The organism is Enterococcus sp. DIV1090, assembly GCF_050537975.1.
GTDB classification, from domain to species: Bacteria; Bacillota; Bacilli; order Lactobacillales; family Enterococcaceae; genus Enterococcus; species Enterococcus faecalis.
The window spans coordinates 1,739,361-1,756,021 of sequence record NZ_CP172917.1 but is presented as its reverse complement, the minus strand read 5'-3'; the positions used below and the strand labels follow the sequence as shown (position 1 = coordinate 1,756,021).

General features: G+C 36.2%; 16 protein-coding genes and 1 pseudogene. 12 read left to right on the top strand and 5 right to left on the bottom strand.

Annotated elements, in window-relative coordinates:
* Positions 1 to 11 precede the first annotated feature (11 nt).
* The 10 genes from IGL48_RS08470 (at position 12) to IGL48_RS08425 (ending at position 10,503) form a co-directional block, all read left to right on the top strand.
* Positions 12 to 890, top strand: coding sequence for a YitT family protein (locus IGL48_RS08470; RefSeq protein WP_002357090.1), 879 nt, complete (start codon positions 12 to 14; stop codon positions 888 to 890).
* A gap of 419 nt (positions 891 to 1,309) precedes the next feature.
* Complete coding sequence (locus tag IGL48_RS08465) at positions 1,310 to 2,347, top strand: sugar-binding transcriptional regulator (RefSeq protein WP_010824784.1); 1,038 nt, start codon at positions 1,310 to 1,312, stop codon at positions 2,345 to 2,347.
* Positions 2,348 to 2,386: 39 nt separating this feature from the next.
* On the top strand, positions 2,387 to 3,388 hold the full coding sequence (gap, locus tag IGL48_RS08460) for a type I glyceraldehyde-3-phosphate dehydrogenase (protein ID WP_002357093.1): 1,002 nt from the start codon (positions 2,387 to 2,389) through the stop codon (positions 3,386 to 3,388).
* Between the two features lie 126 nt (positions 3,389 to 3,514).
* On the top strand, positions 3,515 to 4,708 hold the full coding sequence (locus IGL48_RS08455) for a phosphoglycerate kinase (RefSeq protein ID WP_002357094.1): 1,194 nt from the start codon (positions 3,515 to 3,517) through the stop codon (positions 4,706 to 4,708).
* Between the two features lie 48 nt (positions 4,709 to 4,756).
* Positions 4,757 to 5,512: a triose-phosphate isomerase gene (tpiA, locus tag IGL48_RS08450; protein WP_010824783.1), complete on the top strand. Its 756-nt coding sequence runs from the start codon at positions 4,757 to 4,759 to the stop codon at positions 5,510 to 5,512.
* Positions 5,513 to 5,643: 131 nt separating this feature from the next.
* Positions 5,644 to 6,942, top strand: coding sequence for a phosphopyruvate hydratase (gene eno, locus IGL48_RS08445; protein ID WP_002357098.1), 1,299 nt, complete (start codon positions 5,644 to 5,646; stop codon positions 6,940 to 6,942).
* Positions 6,943 to 7,295: 353 nt separating this feature from the next.
* Positions 7,296 to 8,120, top strand: coding sequence for a toll/interleukin-1 receptor domain-containing protein (locus IGL48_RS08440; RefSeq protein WP_002360036.1), 825 nt, complete (start codon positions 7,296 to 7,298; stop codon positions 8,118 to 8,120).
* Between the two features lie 16 nt (positions 8,121 to 8,136).
* Positions 8,137 to 9,498, top strand: coding sequence for a deoxyguanosinetriphosphate triphosphohydrolase (locus IGL48_RS08435; RefSeq protein WP_048949290.1), 1,362 nt, complete (start codon positions 8,137 to 8,139; stop codon positions 9,496 to 9,498).
* 211 nt (positions 9,499 to 9,709) lie between these two features.
* Positions 9,710 to 9,925 (top strand): hypothetical protein, encoded by a 216-nt coding sequence (locus tag IGL48_RS08430; protein WP_002357102.1) that lies wholly within the window; start codon positions 9,710 to 9,712, stop codon positions 9,923 to 9,925.
* A gap of 227 nt (positions 9,926 to 10,152) precedes the next feature.
* Entirely contained in the window at positions 10,153 to 10,503 is a 351-nt protein-coding gene (locus tag IGL48_RS08425; RefSeq protein ID WP_002360043.1) for a DUF2200 domain-containing protein, read from the top strand.
* Between the two features lie 10 nt (positions 10,504 to 10,513).
* Here the strand turns inward: IGL48_RS08425 and IGL48_RS08420 are convergent, their stop codons facing one another.
* On the bottom strand, positions 10,514 to 10,864 hold the full coding sequence (locus IGL48_RS08420) for an iron chaperone (protein WP_010824781.1): 351 nt from the start codon (positions 10,862 to 10,864) through the stop codon (positions 10,514 to 10,516).
* A 150-nt stretch (positions 10,865 to 11,014) separates the two neighbouring features.
* The gene (locus tag IGL48_RS08415) at positions 11,015 to 11,164 is read right to left on the bottom strand and encodes a hypothetical protein (RefSeq protein WP_002357118.1); all 150 of its coding nucleotides are present in this window, start codon (positions 11,162 to 11,164) and stop codon (positions 11,015 to 11,017) included.
* Positions 11,165 to 11,372: 208 nt separating this feature from the next.
* Here IGL48_RS08415 and IGL48_RS08410 point away from each other — a divergent pair, with 208 nt between their 5' ends.
* A complete protein-coding gene (locus tag IGL48_RS08410) occupies positions 11,373 to 13,208 on the top strand; it encodes an LTA synthase family protein (protein ID WP_002365814.1) in 1,836 nt (611 codons plus the stop codon).
* Between the two features lie 38 nt (positions 13,209 to 13,246).
* On the opposite strand, the gene IGL48_RS08405 is transcribed toward IGL48_RS08410, so the two are convergent.
* The 3 genes and pseudogenes from IGL48_RS08405 to IGL48_RS08395 form a co-directional block, all read right to left on the bottom strand.
* Positions 13,247 to 14,428: a multidrug effflux MFS transporter gene (locus IGL48_RS08405; RefSeq protein ID WP_002362039.1), complete on the bottom strand. Its 1,182-nt coding sequence runs from the start codon at positions 14,426 to 14,428 to the stop codon at positions 13,247 to 13,249.
* A gap of 109 nt (positions 14,429 to 14,537) precedes the next feature.
* Positions 14,538 to 14,933 (bottom strand): DUF3224 domain-containing protein, encoded by a 396-nt coding sequence (locus IGL48_RS08400; RefSeq protein WP_002362038.1) that lies wholly within the window; start codon positions 14,931 to 14,933, stop codon positions 14,538 to 14,540.
* Between the two features lie 71 nt (positions 14,934 to 15,004).
* A pseudogene (locus tag IGL48_RS08395) lies at positions 15,005 to 15,670 on the bottom strand (cyclic nucleotide-binding domain-containing protein).
* 88 nt (positions 15,671 to 15,758) lie between these two features.
* Between IGL48_RS08395 and IGL48_RS08390 the strand changes: the two are divergent.
* Entirely contained in the window at positions 15,759 to 16,409 is a 651-nt protein-coding gene (locus IGL48_RS08390; protein ID WP_048949291.1) for a YczE/YyaS/YitT family protein, read from the top strand.
* Positions 16,410 to 16,661 lie beyond the last annotated feature (252 nt).

Here is a 16,661-nt window from a genome sequence, read left to right as displayed (position 1 = left end):
GGCTATTATTTATGAAAAAAATTTATGACGGACTGCCAGTTCATGACTATACAACAAAATTTTCCGTGTCGATTGTCTATGCTATTCTTGCGTCAATTGCCATGAACTTTTTCTATCAACCAGGAAATATTTATTCCAGTGGCTTAACAGGCTTGGCCCAAATTTTAACAACCCTCTCAACAAAAATTGTCGGTTTTAATGTGCCTGTCTCCATTACATTGTATCTTTTAAATGTGCCGTTATTCTTTATTGCGTGGAAAAAAATAGGTAAGAAGTTTACAATTTTTACTTTCATTACCGTGACTTTAACTTCATTATTTATGCATATTGTTCCGCAAACGGTGATGACTCAAGATCCAATTATCTGTGCTATTTTTGGTGGGGCGATTTCGGGATCAGGAATTGGTTTTGTTTTAAAAAACGGGGTTTCTTCTGGGGGCTTAGATATTCTAAGCATTACCATTCGGAAAAAAACGGGGCGTTCCGTTGGCTCGATTTCAATTTATTTTAACGCACTAATTGTCTTCGTTGCAGGTTATTTATTTGGCTGGCAGTACATGTTCTACAGTGCGTTATCAATTTTTGTAAGTGGGAAGGTCACAGATGCCGTTTATACTAAGCAAAAGAAAATGCAAGTTATGATTGTCACCAAAAACCCAGATCGAGTCGTGGATGAGATTCAAAAGAAAATGCGCCGCGGTATTACAATTATTCATGAAGCGGAAGGGGCATATCGCCACGACCGCCAAACTGTTTTGCTAACTATTGTGACACGCTTTGAGTTGCCAAGTTTAGAAGCAGCCATGAAAGAAAGTGATCCGAATGCCTTTGTCAGCATCTCAGATAATGTTAAAATTTTAGGACGTTTTTACGAAGAAGATTACAAATAAAAGGATATGAAGCAACGGGAGAAGGGCTGTGTCTATTCTTTCGTTGCTTTTTTTGAAAAATGAGTAAAAAATGCTTTGTGAGAGGACCTGAAATTCCCATTTAAACAAGAAGTTAATTGAAAGACGTTCGTGAATTTCTTTGCTTTTGGTTTAATTAGATCTGATTATTCGGAAATAAGTCGCTATTGTTTCTCACAAACGAATGCTTTGTTTGGATTTGAAAGAAAACGATGAAAAAAGAATCATTTTTATTGAAAAGACCCAAAAAAACTGGTACACTAAGTGTGTAATTGATAAGTACTTTTAATACTGTTATGAATAAATAGTAGGAAAAACGAACATCAATTCTATTTTTTTAAAGTTCATAGGTCGTTTTCAGTCTTACTTGGACATATTTCGACCCACAAAAGGAGCGCATCATGTTAAAAGAATTTAAAATGATTGAAGCAGTTGCTCCAGATATGCTCGATGTATTACAAGAAAGATTTCAAATTCTTCGCAATATTTATTGGATGCAACCTATTGGACGTAGAAGTTTATCAGAAACGATGGGAATTACAGAGCGAGTCTTGCGTACAGAAACAGATGTTTTAAAGCAGCTCAACCTGATTGAACCTTCAAAAAGCGGAATGACATTAACAGAACGCGGTTTGGAAGTCTACCAAGGCTTAGAATTAGTCATGAATCAATTGCTTGGCATGCACCAAATCGAAAAAGAAATGACACAGTACTTTGGCATTCAACGTTGTATCGTTGTTGCAGGAGATAGTGATATCCAAAAGAAAGTTCTTTCGGACTTTGGAGATGTCTTAACCAATACGCTGAATTTACTCTTACCAAATGGTGAGAATACAATTGCGGTTATGGGTGGGACAACAATGGCCATGGTGGCCGAAAATATGGGATCACTAGAAACTGAAAAACGTCATAATTTGTTTGTTCCAGCCAGAGGAGGGATTGGTGAAGCAGTTTCTGTCCAAGCCAATTCAATTAGTGCTGTAATGGCCAACAAAACGGGTGGTAACTACCGGGCGTTATATGTCCCAGAACAATTGAGTCGTGAAACGTATAATAGTTTATTACAAGAACCCTCGATTCAAGAAGTTCTTACGTTAATTAGTCATGCCAACTGTGTGGTGCACAGTATTGGTCGAGCGTTGCACATGGCGGCACGCCGAAAAATGTCTGATGACGAAATGGTTATGCTCAAACAAAAAAATGCCGTGGCAGAATCGTTTGGTTATTTCTTTGATGAAGAAGGAAAAGTGGTCTATAAAATTCCACGAATTGGCCTTCAATTAAAAAACTTACAAGAAATTCCCTATGTCGTCGCAATTGCGGGCGGCAAAACGAAAGCCAAAGCCATTCGCGCATATATGAAAAATGCACCAAAACAAACGTGGCTCATCACAGATGAAGCTGCCGCAAACGAGATTTTAAAAGGGGGAACCCTTTAAAATAAAAAATTTTTGATTTTCATAAGGAGGAAATCTTTAATGACAGTTAAAGTAGGTATTAATGGATTTGGACGTATCGGACGCTTAGCTTTCCGTCGTATCCAAGATGTAGAAGGAATCGAAGTAGTTGCAATCAACGACTTAACAGATGCTAAAATGTTAGCACACTTGTTAAAATATGATACAACTCAAGGCCGTTTCAACGGTACAGTTGAAGTTCACGAAGGTTCATTCAACGTTAACGGCAAAGAAATCAAAGTTTTAGCTAACCGTAACCCTGAAGAATTACCATGGGGCGAATTAGGCGTAGACATCGTTTTAGAATGTACTGGTTTCTTTACTTCTAAAGAAGCTGCTGAAAAACATTTAACTGCTGGTGCAAAACGTGTAGTTATTTCAGCTCCTGGTGGTAACGATGTACCAACAATCGTTTACAACACAAACCATGAAACATTAACTGGAGAAGAAACTGTAATTTCAGGCGCTTCTTGTACTACAAACTGCTTAGCTCCAATGGCTAAAGCTTTACATGACAACTTTGGTGTTGTTGAAGGTTTAATGACAACTATCCACGCTTACACAGGTGACCAAATGACATTAGACGGACCACATCCTAAAGGCGACTTCCGTCGTGCGCGCGCTGCTGCTGCAAACATCGTACCTAACTCAACTGGTGCTGCTAAAGCAATCGGCTTAGTAATCCCAGAATTGAACGGTAAATTAGATGGCGCTGCTCAACGTGTTCCTGTAGCAACTGGTTCATTAACTGAATTAGTTACTGTATTAGACAAAGAAGTTACTGTTGATGAAGTGAATGCAGTAATGGAAAAAGCTGCTAACGAATCTTATGGTTATAACACAGACGAAATCGTTTCTTCTGATATCGTAGGTATGACTTACGGTTCATTATTCGATGCAACTCAAACAAAAGTTATGACAGTTGGCGACAAACAATTAGTTAAAACTGTTGCTTGGTATGACAACGAAATGTCATACACTGCTCAATTAGTTCGTACTTTAGAATACTTCGCTAACTTATAAGATTCATTCTTATCATTAGTGAAATTTGAACAATTGTGAAATAATAAGCGGGGAAGCAACGCGCTTCTCCGCTTTCTTTTTTTAAAAAAGAAAAATCCTAAAATTGACAATACAGGAGGTCTACTCATGGCTAAAAAGACAATTAAAGATGTAGATTTAAAAGACAAAAAAGTCCTTGTCCGTGTTGACTTTAACGTTCCGTTAAAAGATGGCGTGATCACAAACGATAATCGTATCGTAGCGGCTTTACCAACAATCAAATACGTGATTGAAAATGGCGGAAAAGCAATTCTTTTCTCTCATTTAGGTCGTGTAAAAACAGAAGAAGACAAAGCTGGCAAATCATTAAAACCAGTGGCTGAACGTTTAAGCGAATTACTAGGTCAACCAGTTACTTTTGTTCCAGAAACACGTGGTAAAGAATTAGAAGACGCTGTTAACAATATGAAAGATGGCGACGTTTTAGTATTTGAAAACACTCGTTTTGAAGATGTTGACGGCAAAAAAGAAAGCGGCAATGACGCTGAATTGGGTAAATACTGGGCTTCTTTAGGCGATGTATTTGTCAATGATGCTTTTGGTACTGCACACCGTGCACATGCCTCAAACGTTGGAATTGCTTCAACTGGTATCCCAACAGTTGCTGGTTTCTTAATGGAAAAAGAAATTAAATTCATCGGCGAAGCTGTTGAAAATCCAAAACGTCCATTCGTAGCAATCTTGGGTGGCGCAAAAGTTTCTGACAAAATCGCTGTCATTGAAAACCTAATTGAAAAAGCCGATAAAATTTTAATCGGTGGCGGTATGGCTTACACATTCATGAAAGCACAAGGCTATAGTGTTGGTTTATCTTTACTTGAAGAAGATAAAGTGGACTTAGCGAAAAGCTTAATGGAAAAAGCTGGCGACAAATTAGTTTTACCGGTTGATACAGTTGTCTCTAAAGAGTTCAGCAATGACGCTCCTTTCCACACGGTTCCTTCAACTGAAATCCCAGATGATGAAGAAGGCTTGGATATCGGTGAAAAAACAATTGAATTATTCGCTAACGAATTACAAGGTGCGAAAACAGTTGTTTGGAATGGTCCAATGGGCGTATTTGAAATGAGTAACTTTGCCAAAGGAACAATTGGTGTTTGTGAAGCGATTGCTAATTTAGAAGACGCAACAACAATCATCGGTGGCGGGGACTCTGCTGCTGCAGCAATTCAATTAGGCTACGAAAACAAATTCTCTCACATCTCAACAGGTGGCGGAGCAAGTTTAGAATTATTAGAAGGCAAAACTTTACCAGGTTTAGCTTCTATTAACGATAAATAATCAGTTTAAAAGACAATATTTTTAAAAAAAGAAAAGGATGTGCTTTTCATGCGCAAACCAATTATCGCTGGTAACTGGAAAATGAACAAAACTTTAAGCGAAGCACAAAGCTTTGCAGAAGCAGTAAAAAATGCTGTTCCATCAAACGACGTTGTTGACGCTGTGATTGGATCTCCAGCATTATTCTTAGCTCCTTTAGCTTGGAACCTAAAAGATTCTGAAGTGAAATTAGCTGCACAAAACTGCTACTGGGAAAACGCTGGTGCCTTCACTGGTGAAAACTCACCAGCTGCAATTGCAGATTTAGGTGTGAACTATGTGATTATCGGACACTCTGAACGTCGCGAATATTTCCACGAAACAGATGAAGATATCAATAAAAAAGCCAAAGCAATCTTTGCAAATGGTATGACACCAATCTTCTGTTGTGGTGAAACTTTAGAAACGTATGAAGCTGGTAAAACAGCGGAATGGATCGAAAGTCAAATCACTAACGGCTTAGTTGGTTTATCAAACGAACAAGTTGCTTCAATGGTTATCGCTTACGAACCAATCTGGGCAATCGGAACTGGTAAATCTGCAGATGCTAATATTGCAGATGAAATCTGTGGTGTTGTTCGTTCAACAGTTGAAAAATTATACGGCAAAGAAGTTTCTGAAGCTGTTCGTATTCAATACGGTGGTTCTGTTAAACCAGAAAACATCGCTGAATATATGGCAAAAGAAAACGTTGACGGTGCTTTAGTCGGCGGCGCAAGCTTAGAAGCAGACTCATTCCTAGCTTTATTAGATGCTGTAAAATAAGAAATCACTAACGGTAACGTTTTCTCAATGACTTTTGCAAAAAAATGTTTGCATAGTTTGCGAGAATTAACTACAATCATACATGAGGGAATCCCCTTAGTATAAATACAAACTCAAAGGAGAGACAAAACATGTCAATTATTACTGATATTTACGCACGCGAAGTCTTAGACTCACGCGGTAACCCAACAATCGAAGTAGAAGTTTACACTGAAAGCGGAGCTTTCGGCCGTGGAATGGTTCCTTCAGGAGCTTCAACTGGTGAATACGAAGCAGTTGAATTACGTGATGGCGACAAAGCTCGTTACTTAGGTAAAGGTGTTACTAAAGCTGTAGATAACGTAAACAACATCATTGCTGAAGCAATCATCGGTTACGATGTACGCGATCAAATGGCTATCGATAAAGCAATGATCGATTTAGATGGAACTCCTAACAAAGGTAAATTAGGTGCTAACGCTATTCTTGGTGTGTCTATCGCCGTAGCTCGTGCTGCTGCTGATTACCTAGAAGTGCCTTTATATCACTACTTAGGCGGATTCAATACAAAAGTATTACCAACTCCAATGATGAATATCATCAACGGTGGATCACATGCTGACAACAGTATTGACTTCCAAGAATTCATGATCATGCCTGTAGGTGCGCCTACATTCAAAGAAGCTTTACGTATGGGTGCAGAAGTATTCCACGCATTAGCTTCAATCTTAAAAGGTCGCGGCTTAGCTACTTCAGTAGGTGACGAAGGTGGTTTTGCTCCTAACTTAGGTTCAAACGAAGAAGGTTTCGAAGTAATCATCGAAGCTATCGAAAAAGCTGGCTATGTTCCTGGTAAAGACGTTGTTCTTGCTATGGATGCTGCTTCTTCAGAATTCTACGACAAAGAAAAAGGCGTTTACGTTTTAGCTGACTCAGGCGAAGGCGAAAAAACAACTGAAGAAATGATCGCGTTCTACGAAGAATTAGTTTCTAAATACCCAATCATTTCAATCGAAGACGGCTTAGACGAAAACGACTGGGACGGATTCAAAAAATTAACTGAAGTATTAGGCGACAAAGTTCAATTAGTTGGTGACGATTTATTCGTAACAAACACAACTAAATTAGCTGAAGGTATCGAAAAAGGTATCGCTAACTCAATCCTAATCAAAGTTAACCAAATCGGTACTTTAACTGAAACATTTGAAGCAATCGAAATGGCTAAAGAAGCTGGCTACACTGCAGTTGTATCTCACCGTTCTGGTGAAACAGAAGATTCAACAATCTCTGATATCGCTGTTGCAACAAACGCTGGCCAAATCAAAACTGGTTCATTAAGCCGTACTGACCGTATTGCTAAATACAACCAATTATTACGTATTGAAGATCAATTAGGCGATGTAGCTGAATACAAAGGCTTAAAATCTTTCTACAACTTAAAAAACAAATAATTCATTAAATGAATAACGCTTAAAGGGACAATTGGTTAATGAACCAATTCTCCTTATACTCGGACGTAAAAACACGCCTTTCTGCAAAGAAAGGCGTGTTTTTTTATATTTATAAAAATATTGAAAAAAATAGATTAGAAATAACTTCAACCGTACATCGCTCTATAATCACTTGTTTAAAAATAACAAAACATTAACAAAACAACATTATATAAAAATTTAATAAAACAAAATAATTGTTATTTTATAATTTTAGTATTGACTGGTTTCAGATAACGCTGTACGCTTAAAGAAATAGTATAGAATTTCACAAAAAAATGAAAACACAAATTTAACTTGGAGGATGTTGAGTAGTGAGCAATGGGAAAAAGATTTTTATTAGTCATAGTTCAAAGGATCAAGAATATGTGGATGCGTTTATCCAATTATTGAAAAAGTTTGGGTTTCGAACACAGGATATTTTTTATAGTTCCACTATTGAAACGGGTGTACAACCAGGAGAATTAATTTTTGACACGATTAAAAGGGAGCTAACCAATCAACCTGTCATGCTGTATTTTTTATCTGATCATTATTATCAGAGTATTCCATGTTTAAACGAAATGGGTGCTTCTTGGATGCTATCAGATAAACACTATCCAATTGCGTTAAATAATTTTTCTATGAAAGATATGAAAGGTGTTATTAGTAGTGAGCGTTTGGCGATTGCGTTTAATGATAAGACAAGTACTAATGAAATAAACTGCTTATTAAAAAAGTTATCTCATGACACAGATGTACAAGCTGAGCCAGATTTTGAACTAAACGTTGAGAAAAATATTCAGCCATTCCAAAATAAACTGACACAACTGATTCGGCAAGCAAGTTATTTAAAACCTGATGAAAAGGGATATTTTGAAACGACTCTTAGCACTCATCGTCCTGTGTATGGCACAGCAAAAGGAGTGTATGACTGTTTTAAATTACCTAGCTTAATTGAGCCTAAAAGTTTAGGTTTAGACACGCTATCAGAGGATGAAAGTCATTGGCTATTCTTTTTTCTTACGTGGGGAACTTTTCAAGAAGGCGAAAAAGTGCGGTTTAAATTGAAAAAGGATAAGGCGTATAACAATCGGGAATTTAGTGATATTGGTAAATGTAAAAATATTTACGTCTCTTATTTAGAGAAGGTAGAGTAATTGGAGGAGGTAATAAATGAAAATGAATTGGCGTCAGTTGGTTGGTACATATCGTATTTCTGATAATGGTAAACAATATCAAAATGACTGGTTAAATAAGCAAGTTGATTTAGCCACAGAACTTCGTAAATCTTTTGATAGTGACTATCGTAGAGTAATTAAAAGTGATGCATTTAGACGTTTACAAGACAAAACACAAGTTTTTCCTTTAGAACGTAATGATTTTGTAAGAACGCGTTTAACGCATAGCTTAGAAGTGGCAATGCATAGCAGGGATATACTTAGATTAGTTATTTCACAGTTGAACGAACGAAACATTGAGGTTATGGAATTATCAGAATGCTATCGGTTGTTAGAAACAGCTGCATTAATCCATGATATTGGCAATCCCCCTTTTGGACATTTTGGGGAAGAAGCCATTCGTATTTGGTTTGAAAAAAATGGTCCTTTGTATGCTTGTTGGTCTGATTTTTCGGAGCAACAACAAAATGATTTTCTTAACTTTGAAGGCAACGCTCAAACCATCCGACTTTTAACAAAACTGCATCATGATAATGGGACTTCTAAAGCAGGAATGAAACTAACAGCCACGACATTAGATACAGTTATCAAATATACGGCATCTTCAGATCAATTAAATAAGCAACAGCTTTTGTCTAAAAAAGTTGGCTATTTTTACTCGGAAAAACAAGTGTTTAACGCCATTAAATTTGCGACAGGAACACAAAATAAGCGACACCCATTAGTCTTTTTGTTAGAAGCTTCAGATGATATCGCCTATACTTTTTCAGATATCGAAGATGCCTATAATTATGGTTTATACAGCTATCAAGATTTAAAGCAGTTTGTTGATTCGCAAACAGGAACAAAAAAATTTTTAATGTTAGAAAAAGATAAAACAGAAGAAGCTACCTTACAAGAATTTTTGAGAAAGACACAAAGGGCTGTTTGTCAAAGCGTAGCGAAAAATTTTGCTAATCATTATGACTTAATTATGAGAGGTATCTATCATAATGAAATTATCATTGAAGATTGTGATGAAGTGAAATGCTTTCAGGCATTAAAAAACTTTTCTAGAGTCTATGTTTTTCAAACAAAAACAATTTTGGATCAAGAGGTATTAGGCTTCAATATCATCAATCGTTTACTAGATGAATTTGTTCCAGTCGTACTAAAATACGAAAAAGTTTCCATGAATAAGTATGAGGAGCGAATCTTTAATAATATTTCGGAAAGCGCGAAAGCGTTGTATAGAAGAGAAGCAAAGAACGCTACAGAAGCAGAAAAAGACTATTATCGTTTGAAAATGGCGGTGGACTTTGTATGTAATATGACGGATGGATATGCCAAAAAAGTTTATGATACATTATTCACTTAAAATTTGAGAAAAAGCTTCTCAGCGGTTGCCGCCGCTGAAGAAAACTAGTTCATTGCACAGGATGATCGTTTCAGTAAAAATTTTAAAGATGCTAGTAATTTCACTGAAAATCGGGTACACTAAAATTAGCTAGTGTAACTAGCAAAAAAGGCAACTGGAATAGATAGGTTGTGCTGTCTATGAAGGGCTTTGTTTGTCAGGTGGTGCTGACATGCAAAGTGCCTTTTTTCTTTTTCTCAACATTTTAAGGACAAAAAACGATTGCAACATGTCACAATCGCTAACCTCGGAGAAAAAGGAATTTTTCTCCAATGGCCATTTCGATAACCTGTTGTGTGTTTCGAAACATTCAGAACGGTGGTGCGTTCTTTCAGTGCCTAATTATCCAATTCGTTTCTTGTTCCTCTATTTACAGTATACTGAATGAAAGCCTATTCTGCAATGATAGAATCAGGTTCCTGTGATTAAATAACATAAAAAATGGGCTCCTTATATAAAGAAAAATAACAAAAGAAATTTTTACTAGAAGAGTCAATTTTACTGCTTTTTAAATTTTTTACGGCACTTATTCTTTTAACATGGTATTAAAGTTTAAATTTAAGAGAAGTATAGTATAATGAGAAGGAGTTATTTTTTCAGAAAGTAGGAAAACCAATGACAAAACCGAAAATCTATACAATGACCTTTGCCAGTGTTTACCCGCTATATATCCAAAAAGCAGAACGTAAAAATCGAACGCAAGCGGAGGTTGACGAAATTATTTATTGGTTAACTGGTTATGATGAAAAAGGCTTGCAACAACAATTGGCTCAAAAAGTAACGATGGAAACATTTTTTGAAGAAGCACCCAATTTTAATGAAAACGCCCAATTGATCAAAGGCGTAATTTGTGGATATCGCGTGGAAGAAATTGAAGATCCTTTAATGCAAAAAATCCGTTACCTAGATAAATTAATCGACGAATTGGCCAAGGGAAAAGCGATGGAAAAAATTTTAAGAACATGAAAACAGGGTCTCATTGAGACCCTGTTTTCATGTTTTCTTGTACACGGAATTTAACTATTTCCTGTATTAATGAAAGAGGTAACTTTTGCGTGTAGGGAAATTGAATGGCACCTTTCGAGGTTTTAAAAGGGCGTAATTCTTTGCTGAAACGTTGGATGGCTGATGGCGTAGGATAGAAACCTAAATGTTGCTTGGCCGCCGCAAAATGCACTAAATTGCCATTTAAGTAAAAGGTCGGCATTCCATAAGCGATTTTTTCAGTAGTCTCCTGAGGAACAACTGCTAAAATTGCTTGGTAGATTTCTGTTAACTGTGTTTGATGTTGGGGTTGCTGGCGAATATAGTTTGCAATGATGGTCATATAAAAACACCTCCGTTTGTTTCAGTATACTATGTAAAAAATAAAAGGCGAAGAAGATACAAAAAAACCGTCTAGTATTTTTTCTTTACTAAACGGCTTTTAGCTTAAATAACTACCTAAAGGGTCTTGCATGGAAATGTTTGTCACTCCTTAGTTTAATTGTTTTAAGTGTGCAATTGCTTCTTCAATTGTGTGACCAGTTGCTGTTTTACTTTCATTTTTTGCATCAAAAACAATGAAAATATTTTTGTCTGTGTCTAATTGAATACGGTATTGAATGTTTTTTACTTTGTAAGTCATAGTTATTCTCCTTTCATAAAGTACTCTAAAAAGGCGACGATAACTGATAACGAAATTCCATTGTTACTATAACACTGGAAAATTATTTTTGCAACAAATAACATTTTTTCTTTACCATTCCTTAGACTTCTTTGCTAGCTACTTCTTTACATTCTTTTTCAAGAAGCATAAAATAAATACATTACTAGTTTTTGAATAGGAGATCGATGTGAAAAAGAGAGTTGAAAAATTTAGGCGATGGCCCTACCGCTACCTTTTGTATGGAATCGGGTTCATCTTATTAGTTATTTTTAGTAATTTATATTTGCAATGGTGTCAGAATAACTTGTCTGTTGATTTAGCCTTCAAGTTTGCTTTTTCGTGGCATACGGAAAAGTTTTTCTTAGGTTGTTTTGTGCTAAGCGTTTTTTTACTTTTTTTATGTAGTTTGGCAGGTTCATTAGGAGTTGGCGCTCTTTTATATAGTGTCATAATAGGTGTTTTAGGATTTGCGGACTATCAAAAGATGTTTTATCGTGTCGAACCTATTTACCCAGACGACTTAAAAATGATCACAGAAGTTAGTTTATTAAAAGAAATGGTTGGTTTATGGCCGTTTATTTTTGTGGTTGCGTTAGGTTGTGTAGCACTTTTTTTCTTAGGAAAAGCCTTTTATAAAAGTTTCTTTTTATCGAAGAAAAAACAAACAATTCGTGTGTTAAGTCTTGTTCTTTCGATTGGTCTATTTTCATATATTGGTGATTTTAACAATCCGCAAAATTTGTTACGTAAAGCCTATAATAAAACCGCGTTATGGATTCCTTACAGCCAAAAAATGAATTACTACAATACAGGATTTATTGGTGGTTTTCTATATAATTTAAAAGTAGAGGCTATGGACCAACCAAAGGGTTATTCAAAAGAAGCTATTTCAGAAATTACTCAGAAATATCAAAAGTTGGCCGAGGCGAAAACAGTGCCGAGCAATGAGCAACCAAATATTGTGTTTGTCATGAGTGAAAGTTTTTCAAATCCAGATCATCTGAAAGGTTTGTCCATTATTGGTAACCCTTTAGCTGATTATCAGCAAATCGCTGATAAAACTTACAGTGGCCAGATGCTTTCACAAAACTACGGGGGCGGAACTGCGAATATTGAATTTGAAGCCCTAACAAGTTTTTCGATGGAATTAATGAATGCCCAAATGACTACACCTTATACGATGATGATTCCTAAGATGACGGAATTGCCTTCCATTGTTTCATTACTTAAGGAACAAAAGTACCAAACAACGGCTATTCATCCGTACAATACATCTATGTATAAACGAAAAGATGTGTATAAAATTTTAGGTTTTGATCAATTTATCAATGAAAAAACAATGAACTATACGGATAAACTAGAAAATAATCCTTACATTTCAGATCAAGCAGCGTATCAGGAAGTGACGACACTGCTTAAAGAAAAAGAGCAACCGCAATTCATTCATTTAGTTACTATGCAAACACATATGCCCTATGAAAATAAATACACAACGTCCAATTATTTTTCTCAAGGAAACGGCAATCAAGTCGCGCTCAATAATTACTTGCAAGATATTGCCTACAGTAGCGAAGCTTTGAAAAATTTCCTACAAGAAATCGAAAAAATGCCCAAACGCACATTAGTCGTTTTTTGGGGAGATCACTTACCAAGTATTTATGATGAAAACATTCAAGCGTTGAATGAAGGAGCAGCCCTTCACCAGACAGAATTTCTAATGTATGATACGGCGAACCAGTTAACAGAAAAAAATCAGCATCAAGCAACTATTAGTCCATTTTATTTTGCTCCCTCACTTTTCCAACAAAGCGGCTTACCGCAATCGGGATTTTACGCTATGCTAAATGAGGTACAAGAACAATTGCCTGCTTTTGAAAAGGGGAATTACTATCTCGGTGGGGAATGGAAAAAAACAGTAGAAATGAATAAAAAGCAAGAACAACTATATGAGGAATACCGACTGATTCAATATGACATTGTTTCAGGGAAGCAATATAGTTTAGAAAATCAATTTTTTAGCTAAAAAAAACACACGAAAAATATTCGTGTGTTTTTTGATTTTTATTTTAAAGTTTTACGATAAACAATGACATAATAGCTGAAAGCTAACAGGCAGGCAAAACTTAAAAAGTAAAGCGGTAAGACCCAAATGGTGCCATTGTGAAAGTAACTAATCAAATAGGTAAAGAAACTAACAAACAAGTAATAGACAAAACTAAAAATCCCACTGGCAGTACCAATTACAGATTCATAGCCTTTTAAGGCCATACTTAAGGCATTGGGCAAAGTAATATTAATCCCTAAGAAAAAGAGAAAAATAAACAAAATAAGACCAATGATTGATTCAAATTGTGTCATTATTAATAAACAGCAAGCCGCAAAGATACTTAGCAGCAAACCAGCAAAGGCAATTTTTTCCGCTGACCAATATCCTAGCAACCAATTGATAAGAACCGCAGCAAGAATACTAGACACAGCTAAAACTAAACCAAGAAAGCCATATTGGACACTGCTAAAGCCAAAGTGATTGATGAAAATAAACGGAGCTTCTGCATAGTAGCTAAACAATAAACCATTAATGCCCCCAATCAATAAGCCGTAGCACCAAACTTTCGAGTCGAAGGAAAGGCGTTTCGCCACGGACCAAAAAGGCGCTTTCGTTAAGGTATTTCCTAAGTGAAAGGTTTCTGGTAAACGATAAAAACTATAGAAAAGTAATAGAACAGCCATGACAATTAAGGTGCTAAAGACATGCTGATAGCCAAAATAGGTTTGAACAAGTCCGCCGACTAAGGGTCCGATGGCAGGAGATAGCGATAGAGCAGCGCTTGTTTGAGCAAAAATTTTCCCTCTTTGAAGATCGTTAAAGCTTTCCCGCATCATCGATTGGGTAATAACAGAACCAACGCTTGCACCAAATGCTTGAATTAAACGGAAGAATAACAGCCAAGGAAATGTCGGACTCAAAAAAAGGCCAATATTTCCAATTAAATAGCATAAAATTCCTAATAACATAGCTGGGCGACGTCCAATCGTATCGGATAAAATTCCCCAGAATAAAACGCCAACGGCAAAGGCAACAAAATAAATACTCATGGTTAATTGTGCCACGCTATCGTGAATGTTAAAAGCAGAACTAAGCGCTGGTAAAATGGGTGTGAAAATCGACTCGCTGATTTGTGGAAATCCCACAAGCAAAATAATAATTAGTAATGATGGGACGGTGTTTCGGGTGTTTTTCATAATTTTTCTCCTTAAAAGTTTAATCTAATCAAAAACACCCATTGTCTTTTACAACCGCCAAATTTAAAATAAGTAAAATAATGTCACCAACTTTCCTTAAAATTTTTTATTATACAAAGTCTAAATGAAGAAGCGCTTCTTCTTGACTAAATTCATAAGTGTAGCGACCGGATAAACCGGCAAGCTCACCTGATGCTTGAAATAGTTCACCTGGGCAGTCTAAAAGACCCTGTGTAAACGTCCCTTTTTCGCAAGCCGTAAAGGTGCCTTTTTTTCCTAAATAAGTTCCTTCGAAATGTAGGAAACCGACCACTTGAGCCACAGCTTCAAGCCCATCTGCCATTGAAGAGCCTTGATAAGTCATTAAGTATTCCACAGAAGCTGTCCCAGATAAGGCGCCTGACAATTGATAAGTAGCGCTCGCTTGATTCACTGGGAAATTTTCATTAAGATTGTCAATCGGTTGTTCTTGCCAACTAGATACAGTAAATGATGCTTGCTCCATTGCTGTCCCTTCTTTCTTATTAATAAGAATAGGGTAGCGGGAAGCGCACTATTTGTCAACAATCCACCACTTTAACTCTTCATTTTTTGCACAAAAGAATGTAACGCTAAGCGGTTGATGTGATAAGCAGTTCCTTGTTTTTGAATAAAGCCGCGCTCTCGAAATTGTTTGAAGGTATAAATAAGATGGCGATAACTAACCCCTAAGTATTCGGCAATCTCAGTATGTTTTTCTTTATAAACATCTTCGTGATTAGCGGCAACCAATAGCAATTCCGCTAGCCGATAACTTAGTTCATAGGTCTGATTCGTTGTAAAGTGGTCCACCCGTTGGAGCATTTTTTTCCCTAGATAATGGCTGAGTTGCTGCATAAAAAGTACCTTGTTTTTTTAAACAGTTTCTGCGTAAGCTAAAGGAATAGCCAAACAACAGGTTTCACCTAAGGCGATAACGTCCTTGGTTATCGTTTCCGCTTGAACTAATGTTAAATCGCCAATTAAATCACCTGTCGTTAAAAACTGAACAATGGATTGGCGGCCATTGCGTTCTGTTTTTAAAATTTTTGCTTTTCCTTTGATTAAATAAAAAAGATAATTTAATGGCTCTGCTTGGTGATGAATGAATTCTTGATTTTCAAAATCGATAATAAAACTGTGTTTTAAATCAGTTTCATTAAAAAAAGGCGTATTTTTAGCTAATTCTTGTTTCGGTGATCTTTGGTAGGCTGTTTTAAGCATTTTTTCTCCTTGTAATAGGAGATATCTCCTATTTGTTTCTTCTATTGTAGCACATAATAGACGTATCAAGAGTAGAGGAGTTTTTATAATGTGGAAGAAAAAAATTGTGCTATCGTTTCTTTTTTATTTAATTAGTGCATTGGGCATCAGTTTGACAATTCAAGCAGGCATTGGAGTTAGTAGTTTTAATGCATTTAATGTGACCTTTGCAACACTTACTCATTTAAAAGTCGGAACTGTTACCACAGCTATCAATTTAGCTTTTTTAGGCACGTGTTGGTTGTTAGATCAGCAGCGTAAAATTCAGGACTATTTGATTATTTTGGTGGCGTTAATTGGCTTTGGTTTTGTCATTAATTTTTTCTTATATCAATTATTTGGTTCGCTTGTTTTTCAAAATTATTTGGTTAAAATTGTTCTATTTATTTTAGGGACAATCATAGCAGGAATCGGGACAGGACAGGTAGTTGCGCTAGGTGTTTTGCAATTTCCTATTGAAAAATTTTGTACACTTATTTCTGAAAGAACGCGCTATAGTTTTCAAGTTTATCGTTATTTTGTTGATATTTTTTGTGTCAGTTTGGCACTAGGATTGTCCATTAGTTATCATTTGCCGATTTTTGTTCGTGAAGGAACCGTGATTAGTCTTTTCTTACTTTCTTGGGTTATTAGTTGGTCGCGAAAGCGGGGGCAACAACGTATTTTACGAATACAAATCAAGAAACTGGAATCCGAATGAAAGGATTTCAGTTTTTTTCAAATGAGCAGAACTTTTATTTGAAAAAAAGAGTGGAAAACGGTATACTAATTAAGTAATTATTCATAACATTGGTTCTCCAATCAATGTTAAATAGTTTTTTCATGAGGGAGTAACTGACAGTATTTATGCTGTGACAACATCACCAACTCCGAAAGCAATTTCTGGTGTTGTCTTAAACGGTGAGACTTATGTATGTTCGACGAAGTAGCATACACAAGTCTATTTTTTTTC

What these genes read in the sequence shown, in the direction of transcription:
- IGL48_RS08470 (WP_002357090.1), top strand. Translation starts at nt 12, where the DNA reads ATGAAAAAAATTTATGACGGACTGCCAGTTCATGACTATACAACAAAA.
- IGL48_RS08465 (WP_010824784.1), top strand. Translation starts at nt 1,310, where the DNA reads ATGTTAAAAGAATTTAAAATGATTGAAGCAGTTGCTCCAGATATGCTC.
- gap (WP_002357093.1), top strand. Translation starts at nt 2,387, where the DNA reads ATGACAGTTAAAGTAGGTATTAATGGATTTGGACGTATCGGACGCTTA.
- IGL48_RS08455 (WP_002357094.1), top strand. Translation starts at nt 3,515, where the DNA reads ATGGCTAAAAAGACAATTAAAGATGTAGATTTAAAAGACAAAAAAGTC.
- tpiA (WP_010824783.1), top strand. Translation starts at nt 4,757, where the DNA reads ATGCGCAAACCAATTATCGCTGGTAACTGGAAAATGAACAAAACTTTA.
- eno (WP_002357098.1), top strand. Translation starts at nt 5,644, where the DNA reads ATGTCAATTATTACTGATATTTACGCACGCGAAGTCTTAGACTCACGC.
- IGL48_RS08435 (WP_048949290.1), top strand. Translation starts at nt 8,137, where the DNA reads ATGAAAATGAATTGGCGTCAGTTGGTTGGTACATATCGTATTTCTGAT.
- IGL48_RS08430 (WP_002357102.1), top strand. Translation starts at nt 9,710, where the DNA reads ATGCAAAGTGCCTTTTTTCTTTTTCTCAACATTTTAAGGACAAAAAAC.
- IGL48_RS08425 (WP_002360043.1), top strand. Translation starts at nt 10,153, where the DNA reads ATGACAAAACCGAAAATCTATACAATGACCTTTGCCAGTGTTTACCCG.
- IGL48_RS08420 (WP_010824781.1), bottom strand. Translation starts at nt 10,864, where the DNA reads ATGACCATCATTGCAAACTATATTCGCCAGCAACCCCAACATCAAACA.
- IGL48_RS08415 (WP_002357118.1), bottom strand. Translation starts at nt 11,164, where the DNA reads ATGACTTACAAAGTAAAAAACATTCAATACCGTATTCAATTAGACACA.
- IGL48_RS08405 (WP_002362039.1), bottom strand. Translation starts at nt 14,428, where the DNA reads ATGAAAAACACCCGAAACACCGTCCCATCATTACTAATTATTATTTTG.
- IGL48_RS08400 (WP_002362038.1), bottom strand. Translation starts at nt 14,933, where the DNA reads ATGGAGCAAGCATCATTTACTGTATCTAGTTGGCAAGAACAACCGATT.
- IGL48_RS08390 (WP_048949291.1), top strand. Translation starts at nt 15,759, where the DNA reads ATGTGGAAGAAAAAAATTGTGCTATCGTTTCTTTTTTATTTAATTAGT.